Source organism: Sporosarcina sp. 179-K 3D1 HS (assembly GCF_047228905.1).
Classification (GTDB): domain Bacteria; phylum Bacillota; class Bacilli; order Bacillales_A; family Planococcaceae; genus Sporosarcina.
Genome location: NZ_JBFEGI010000012.1, coordinates 113,802 through 121,853, shown reverse-complemented (window position 1 = coordinate 121,853; position 8,052 = coordinate 113,802). Strand labels below are relative to the sequence as shown.

At 39.4% G+C, this 8,052-nt stretch carries 10 protein-coding genes; 7 read left to right on the top strand and 3 right to left on the bottom strand.

Translation table 11 applies throughout. The features are described 5' to 3' along the window. The first annotated feature begins 311 nt into the window (after window positions 1-311). Complete coding sequence (locus AB1K83_RS14970) at window positions 312-944, top strand: FMN-dependent NADH-azoreductase (protein WP_413059014.1); 633 nt, start codon at window positions 312-314, stop codon at window positions 942-944. Window positions 945-1,029: 85 nt separating this feature from the next. Here the strand turns inward: AB1K83_RS14970 and AB1K83_RS14965 are convergent, their stop codons facing one another. Next, window positions 1,030-1,470: an Lrp/AsnC family transcriptional regulator gene (locus AB1K83_RS14965; protein ID WP_413059013.1), complete on the bottom strand. Its 441-nt coding sequence runs from the start codon at window positions 1,468-1,470 to the stop codon at window positions 1,030-1,032. Window positions 1,471-1,584: 114 nt separating this feature from the next. On the opposite strand from AB1K83_RS14965, the gene AB1K83_RS14960 reads away from it, so the two are divergent. From AB1K83_RS14960 to AB1K83_RS14945, 4 genes are all read left to right on the top strand, one after another. After that, window positions 1,585-2,127: a cysteine hydrolase family protein gene (locus tag AB1K83_RS14960; RefSeq protein ID WP_413059012.1), complete on the top strand. Its 543-nt coding sequence runs from the start codon at window positions 1,585-1,587 to the stop codon at window positions 2,125-2,127. A gap of 352 nt (window positions 2,128-2,479) precedes the next feature. After that, the gene (locus tag AB1K83_RS14955) at window positions 2,480-3,397 is read left to right on the top strand and encodes a VOC family protein (protein WP_413059023.1); all 918 of its coding nucleotides are present in this window, start codon (window positions 2,480-2,482) and stop codon (window positions 3,395-3,397) included. A gap of 120 nt (window positions 3,398-3,517) precedes the next feature. Beyond that, window positions 3,518-3,850, top strand: coding sequence for a winged helix-turn-helix transcriptional regulator (locus AB1K83_RS14950; protein WP_413059022.1), 333 nt, complete (start codon window positions 3,518-3,520; stop codon window positions 3,848-3,850). A 16-nt stretch (window positions 3,851-3,866) separates the two neighbouring features. Continuing rightward, window positions 3,867-4,796 (top strand): DsbA family protein, encoded by a 930-nt coding sequence (locus AB1K83_RS14945; RefSeq protein WP_413059011.1) that lies wholly within the window; start codon window positions 3,867-3,869, stop codon window positions 4,794-4,796. Window positions 4,797-4,868: 72 nt separating this feature from the next. Here AB1K83_RS14945 and AB1K83_RS14940 read toward each other — a convergent pair whose 3' ends face one another. Next, a complete protein-coding gene (locus AB1K83_RS14940) occupies window positions 4,869-5,252 on the bottom strand; it encodes an ArsI/CadI family heavy metal resistance metalloenzyme (protein ID WP_413059010.1) in 384 nt (127 codons plus the stop codon). 60 nt (window positions 5,253-5,312) lie between these two features. Next, a complete protein-coding gene (gene arsR, locus AB1K83_RS14935; RefSeq protein WP_413059009.1) occupies window positions 5,313-5,624 on the bottom strand; it encodes an arsenical resistance operon transcriptional regulator ArsR in 312 nt (103 codons plus the stop codon). A 227-nt stretch (window positions 5,625-5,851) separates the two neighbouring features. Between arsR and norA the strand changes: the two genes are divergently transcribed. Together norA and AB1K83_RS14925 are read left to right on the top strand one after the other, a co-directional pair. Next, window positions 5,852-7,015: a multidrug efflux MFS transporter NorA gene (gene norA, locus AB1K83_RS14930; protein ID WP_413059008.1), complete on the top strand. Its 1,164-nt coding sequence runs from the start codon at window positions 5,852-5,854 to the stop codon at window positions 7,013-7,015. Between the two features lie 215 nt (window positions 7,016-7,230). Next, window positions 7,231-8,019: a CPBP family intramembrane glutamic endopeptidase gene (locus AB1K83_RS14925; RefSeq protein ID WP_413059007.1), complete on the top strand. Its 789-nt coding sequence runs from the start codon at window positions 7,231-7,233 to the stop codon at window positions 8,017-8,019. Window positions 8,020-8,052 lie beyond the last annotated feature (33 nt).

The window sequence follows — 8,052 nt, the reverse complement described above, 5'->3', positions numbered from 1 at the left end:
ACTGGTAGGAGGGATTGTGGCTGGAAACTGTTCAGTTCTATCGAGCAAAAACTGTCCATTTTAGTTTAGCAGTTACATAAGCTTTTCGGATCTGCAAAAGAGATAAACTGATAAAAAGATTAGCGCTTAAAACATCAATTAAATAATACTTTAATATGAAGAAACTACAGTCTAATCCTTCATATAACGGTTTAAGTGGGAAATCGATAGGTGACGAAAAAGAAATGGAACTTATGAGTTGATACTTGTATTGAATTCATATAGTATGAATTCGAGATAATTACAGTAAAGAAATCTAAAGGAGATTTACAATGAACATATTAGTAGTAAAAGCCAATAATCGTCCTGCTTCAGAAGCGGTATCAAGTAAAATGTATGAAACTTTCATGAATACAATTGAAGGTGTTAATGTAACGACTTTCGATGTATTTGCAGAAGATATGCCATATATCGGACAAGAATTATTCGACGCTTTTGGTAAAGTACAATCGGGCGAAGAGATGACAGATATCGAACAGCGTCTTTTAGCTGCAAAACAAAAAGCAATGGATGCTTTGACAGCAGCAGATATCGTTGTATTCGCCTTCCCATTATGGAACCTAACCATCCCGGCTAGACTACAAACATTCATTGATTATGTGTACCAAGCTGGTTTCACATTCAAATATGATGAAAATGGACAAGCCGTCCAATTAATGACTGACAAAAAAGCCGTTATTCTAAGTGCGCGTGGCGGCGTTTACTCTACAACGGAAGCAGCGCCAATGGAAATGGCCGCTAACTATATTAAAAATGTTGTTGGCGGTGTATTTGGAATGGAAATCATGCACGAAGTCATTATTGAAGGTCATGCGGCTGCACCAGATCAAGCAGAAGCGATTATCGCAGAAGGTTTAACAAAAGTAGAAGCTGTTGCGAAAGAGATATCTGCAGTATTGGTTTAATGAAAACTCTAGAAAAATAAATAAATGCCATTCAGGGGGCTCCTGAATGGCATTTTTGTATTGTTACTTAGAAAAACATTATACGTTAGATGCTAATAGCATTAGAACGTTTTTTCACATCCTTGATAGACAAATAAAGCTGATAGTTTCCATATTTCAATAAATCATTCAAAAAATTGTTTAAAGCATCTTGTGAACTAACTGTTACCTTTAGAAGATAACAGGCATCTCCCGAAACACGATGCGCTTCGGTAATTTCACCACGCCTATCAATAAATTTCAAAAGCTCATCATGCGTATGAGAATTCATAAAAAAGATGACAAAAGCTGTATAAGGAAGCCCGACCTTCAATTCATCAATCACGATAGAATACGCTTGAATGATGCCGAAATCCTCCATTTTTTTAATACGATTGCCAACAGCTTGTCCTGTCATATGTATCTTTTCGCCGATTTCCTTCCATTGAATACGGGCATTTTCATTTAACAGATGTAATATTTGAAAATCAATATCATCGATTTGCATAGTAATTCCTTTCACGGTGAAATAGTTTTCAGTAATAGTATTTCATGAGGCTATCGAAAATTCAATCATTTCTGTTTATGATTATACTATACAAAATTTGAAGAGGTGAAGGAAATGACAACAGCTTTATTGGTGGTTGATATTCAAAATGATTATTTTCCAAATGGGAAGATGGCTTTGACCAATCCCGAGCAAGCAGCTGATAATGCAGCAACGCTACTAGCACATTTCAGACAAACGGGAGCGCCGATTTTCCATATACAGCATATTACAGAAGGAGAAATAGTTCCTTTTTTCCATCCAAATACAGAAGGAGCGGAAATTCACGCTTCAGTACGCCCGCTAGAAAGCGAAGTAGTAATTGTAAAACATATGCCGAACAGCTTTTTCAATACAAACTTACATGAAAAGCTACAAGAACAAGGGATTAAAGAGTTGGTCGTTTGTGGCATGATGTCGCATATGTGTATTGATGCAACAGTACGTTCAGCTGTTGAACACGGTTATGCATGCCAAGTGATTGAAGATGCGTGTGCAACAACCACTCTACAAATCGAAGATAAAGTCATCCCTGCCGAACATGTGCATTACGCGTTTATGGCAGCATTGAATGGTATGTATGCAACAGTTACAACTACAGAGGCATATGTGAAATAAGGATGTTAGGAAAGAAACCGTCTTCATCATCAAGAGGACGGTTTTTTTGGCATAGTTGTAAGGGCAAACAAACGATATCACTTCTCTTCTTTATTCTTATTTAAAGCTGTGGCACGGTATTCAGCCGGGCTCACACCAAAACGTTGCTTGAAGATCCGGCTAAATGGGCAGCATTGTTAAAGCCCCACTGGAAAGCGGTCTCCATGACGGTGCCCTGGAATTTTTTAATTGCAAACAATTTGGTGAATGGTTAGTTTAATGAATAGAGTGGTGATTAGTGGGATTCCTAATGCTTAAAGAAGGGGGGAAAAAAGGATTTAATACAAGTTATAAATTGGGGAGGAAAGCAGCAATGTCTAAAACAATTCAAAATATCGTTCCGCATTTATGGTTTAACAAGGAGGCGAATGAGGCAGCCGCGTTTTATGCTTCCATTTTCCCGGACTCCAGAGTTACAAATGTAACAACACTCCACGACACACCGTCCGGGGATGCCGATCTAGTCTCGTTAGAACTGTGGGGACAGAAGTTCATGGCCATTAACGGCGGACCTTATTTCCAATTCAATCCGTCGGTGTCTTTCTTCGTTAATTTTGATCCATCACGAGAAAAAGACGCGAGTGCAAAACTGAATGAGGTTTGGAGCAAATTGTCCGAAGGTGGCACCGTGTTAATGCCGCTTGATCAGTATCCGTTTAGTGAGAAGTATGGTTTGATTCAAGATAAGTATGGTTTGTCGTGGCAGCTAATCTTGACCAATCCGGAAGGGGAAGAGCGACCTCCGATAGTACCCTCGCTGCTGTTTGTCGGTGATCAATGTGGCAAAGCGGAAGAGGCGATTCATTTTTATGTATCTGTATTTAAGGACTCTGAGCAGGGCCTCATTGCCCGCTACCCCCGAGGCATGGAGCCTAACAAAGAAGGGACGGTCATGTTTACTGATTTCAGGCTTGAAAATCACTGGTTTGCCGCAATGGACAGCGCGGAAGATCATCAATTCAGTTTCAATGAGGCTATATCATTTATGGTATATTGCGACACACAAGACGAGATAGATGACTACTGGGACAAATTGTCTGCAGTTCCAGAGGCCGAGCAATGCGGCTGGCTAAAAGATAAGTTTGGATTATCGTGGCAAATTGTGCCGAGAGAAATGGACGACATAATGAGCAATAGCACACCAGACCAACTTGCGCGAGTGAATCAGGCAGTGCTTACCATGAAAAAACTTGATCTTGCCGAGTTGCAAAAAGCATACAGAGAAAGATGAAATATTTCCGCTGCCTACTATCGGCAGCTTTTTTTACTGTTTTTTCATAAGTATAATATTTATACTTGATATACTTTTTATATCTGTATATACTTAATATAATAGTTGGAGGTGATTCTGATTAAAGTATGCCCATATTTAGAATCATGCTTTGAGATTTTAGGTAGACGTTGGAACGGGCTTATTATTCACTATTTGTCGAATTGCCCTGATTTTACGGCCCACTTTTCTCAGATGAAGCGCGATTTACCTGATATTACTCCTCGGTCGCTTTCGTTGAAGTTGACCGAACTTGCGGAATTCGGATTGATTGAAAAAAAAGTGACAGAAGGAACTCCCGTCACGATTTCATATCATCTGTCCGATAAAGGACAACAATTGGCAATCGCCTTACAGCCCGTTCATGAATGGGCGCAGCAACATATTGAGCTTGATGGAATTGATCCAAAATAATGAGGGGGAATGGAAAATGGAGACGAAAAATAACATGATTTGTAATCTGGAAACTGGTCTGTGTGGGCCAGGTGGGGAAGATACGGCTACAATGGAATTCATCGATTTCTCAGCACCGAAGAAAACGGTTGAACTGTATTATGTAACGGATCCGATCTGTTCGCATTGCTGGGCATTGGAACCGGTCCTTCGAAAATTTGTCGATCAGTATGGGCACTATTTTAATATGCGTACGCTTATGGGAGGATTGCTTGAAAAATGGGGGGATGGTCCTGTTGATCCTGCAAACGGAATCTCTGGACCTCAAGACGTGGCGGGTCATTGGCGAGAAGTTGGTGAACACTCACGAATGCCAATCGATGGGACTCTCTGGTATGATAACCCCATTGCATCGTCTTTCATCCCTTCCAGAGTATATAAGGTGATTCAAGAGAAGAATCCAGAGCTAGCCAATACATTTTTACGCCGAGCACGAGAAGAACTTTTCGCTTTTAATAAAAACATTGCGCAAGACGAAGTTTTAATCGCTCTTGTTAATCAAATCGGGTTTGATGGTCAAGCAATCGTCAAGCAATCAAAACTATCGGAAGCGGACACTTCGCTGCATGAAGATTTTCAGCTCGTTCGACAATTGGGAGTACGCGGATTCCCAACAATCGTCATGATGAATGAAGAACAAAAAGGCGTTCGAATCGTTGGTGCGCGGACTTTGGAGGACTACGTGAATGCACTCCAACAATTAGTGCCGGGCGAAACGCTACAGCCGAAACAACTTCCCGGTTTAGACCAATTGCTTCAGCGGGAAAAATTATTATTTTCGCGTGAAATTGAAGAATATTATTCCATTGAAAAAAATGAGTTGGACGCATTCCTACAGAAACAGTTACCGCAAGATGCTTATGAAGTAAATAGTCTCCTTGGTGAAAAGTATATTCAGGAAAAATAACCGTACTGACGAACACAAACAACTCCAGATTAAGCGTGGAGCTTAATCTGGAGTCAGAACTAGATGAACGATTTATTCTTTATGAACCTCACTATCCGCTTTTGTATAAAAGAATTCCCACTCATTGCCGTCCGGGTCAGTTACCCAAAATTTATCTTGTACGGCATAACAACATGTAGTATTCATCTCATCACGGGAAAAGAATCCTTCTTTTTTTAATCTTTCTCTATGAACTGTTATTTCTTCGCTTGTTTCAACTTGAAACCCAAAATGATTTACCTGATTCCCATTTACTTTATCTTGAACATTTAATGTAAAATTAAGCCCGGGGTTTTCCAACAAAAACTTGGCATAATCAGCTTTTACTTTAACTGGTGATACACCAAATACCTTTTGGTAAAATGCAACGGATTCCTCTACATTTGTTACATTAACTCCCACATGTACGTATTTCATCAATAAATCCTCCCATATAGTTTATTAAATCAAAAAAACTTGATGTATAGTAGAAAATTATTAACAGGTTCCTTTTCCTGATTTTCTAAAGATGCAACATAATTGTTCTGATAGCAGTTTGTTCACTTCTACATCATTCAGATCATAGTAATTCCATGTACCTTTTGTTTCTTTTGTAATTAAGCCTGCATCCAATAAAATCTTTAAGTGATACGATAGTTTGGATTGGCTCATTGTAAATACTTCTGTCAAATCACATACACATGTTTTTCCTTTTTGGCAAAGTTCATACATAATTTCCAAACGTTGTTGATCCGCCAATGCTTTAAACTTTTTCTCATATTGTTGAAACTGTAGCGTCAACGTTTCCATTTTTACCTGCTCCCCTATATCAAATTTTTTTGATGTCTTAATTATATGGGAGTTACTGGATGAATGCAAGCAATGAATCAAGAAAAATTGATTTAACTGTATTCGCTCTTTTCGAAACGAGCGGGTAGAATTACACTTTCCATAAAAAGGTGCTATAATCTTCAAAAGGACGGGGAATCCTATTCCTTTTGGCACGGTCATCTTGCAGTAAATCAGAGGTATTGCGTATGGAAAATAAAAAAGGCGTATTAGCCATCCTATTACTCAATTTATTTATAGCCTTTTTGGGTATAGGGCTTGTCATTCCGGTGTTGCCCACTATTATGAATGAGCTGCAGATCAGCGGATCGGTCGTAGGGTATATGGTCGCCGCATTTGCGATTACACAACTGATTTTCTCGCCAATTGCCGGCCGGTGGGTAGACAAATACGGACGGAAAATCATGATTGTAATCGGCTTGTTCGTATTCGGCTTTTCAGAGTTTTTATTTGGGATGGGTCAGACGGTAGGGGTCCTCTTTGTTTCGCGGATGTTAGGCGGGATTAGTGCGGCTTTTATCATGCCTGCAGTGACAGCTTTCATCGCAGACATCACGACGGCTGTGAGCAGATCGAAAGCACTTGGCTATATGTCGGCCGCCATTAGCACCGGCTTCATCATAGGTCCCGGGTTAGGCGGATTCTTAGCCGAAATCGGTACCAGGGTCCCCTTTTACACGGCGGGTGTACTCGGGGTGCTAGCGGCTATACTTTCTATTGTCCTATTAAAAGAACCGGAACGTGCGGCTGAAGAAACACCGATACCTGGACAGATGACTGGGCTTCGTCGTATTTTCATTCCTATGTATTTTATAGCTTTCATCCTTATCTTTGTATTGTCGTTTGGACTTGCTGCCTTTGAGTCGTTATTCAGCTTATTTGTTGATCATAAATTTGGTTTCACGCCAAAGGACATTGCCATCGTCATCACTGGCAGCGCGATTGTCGGGGCGGTTGCCCAAGTTGCATTATTCGACCGTTTGACTAAATGGATGGGAGAGATCAATCTTATTCGCATCTCCTTAGCTATTTCTACGGTTCTTGTCCTGTTGATGACCGTGGTGAGTTCCTATATCCCCATTTTACTGACGATATTCGTTCTATTTGTCGGTTTTGACTTGATACGTCCGGCTATCACATCGTACCTATCTAAAATTGCCGGCAATGAACAAGGTTTCGTCGGCGGCATGAACTCGACCTTTACAAGCATTGGCAATATTTTCGGACCGATTATTGGGGGCATACTATTCGACATAAATTTGAATTACCCTTACTATTTTGCAGCGTTTGTCCTGCTGCTAGGCACCATTTTGGCACTAATTTGGAAGAAACCGAAACATGCCATACTCTAAATGAAAATCGATTTATCAACAAGAGTACCATTCATTTGAATGTGTGCTTTTTTTATTTAGCAAAAGCAAAAAATACTGTGCGGAAGTTAAATGACTGTAATGTACTAGGGAATGACATTTTAATATAAAGGGGAAAAACCGGGGCGTGTCGAAAGAATTAAAATAACACTTAAGAAGGTTCCTACTGATTGAGGTTTAGGGGAAGAGGAATTAAAATGCGCTTTTATTTAACAATAGCTCTTGGATATCTTGTTTTGGACCTGTATTTTAATCTTATTCCGATACTTGTTAACTTAAATACCGTTATGTGGATTTTATATGCAGTGGCTTTCTTTCCGCTCGCTCATTATTTAGTAAAACTAACCGGTTTAAATGGATTACATGCCCTCGGGTTAAAGTTTCATAACGGCTGGAAACGTAACTTGATGTTCGGATTTGCAATCGGTTTTACATTTTGGTTAGGGATGGAGGGCATTCTATATGCGAGTCATACTTTTTCTGTCGTTGGAATAAAAGGGCTGAGTGCGGGGATATTCTTTATGTTACAGGCATTAGTGGGGTTGTTTCTAGGCTCCTTGATCAATGATATAATCGTTAGAGGGTATGTATTTGCACATCTGAAAAATAAAGTTAATTTACCCTATCTATTACTTATTTCAGCTTTCGTCTATGCAATAGATGATTTATGGTATGAAGGTTTTAGTATACATAATACCCTTTTCTCCATTATTCTTGGTTTATCCTTAGGATATGTGTTTCTGAAATCAGGATCCATCTGGATGACTACGGGGATTCATTGGGGTCTCAACATAGTTTATTGCATTTTTTATGGCATTCCTGGGCGTGAAAGTAATAAAGGTTTGTTGTTAATTGAAAGGTACAATATCAGTTCATTTTTCATAGATAATATATCTATTCTTGTCGCGTTTTTCATGTTTATCTTTATCATGATTGGTGCCAGGCACCCAAGCAAACGTGAAAGTTTAAAAAATCGTGTTTGTTGAAACAATCATGTTTATTTTAATTAACATAAATGT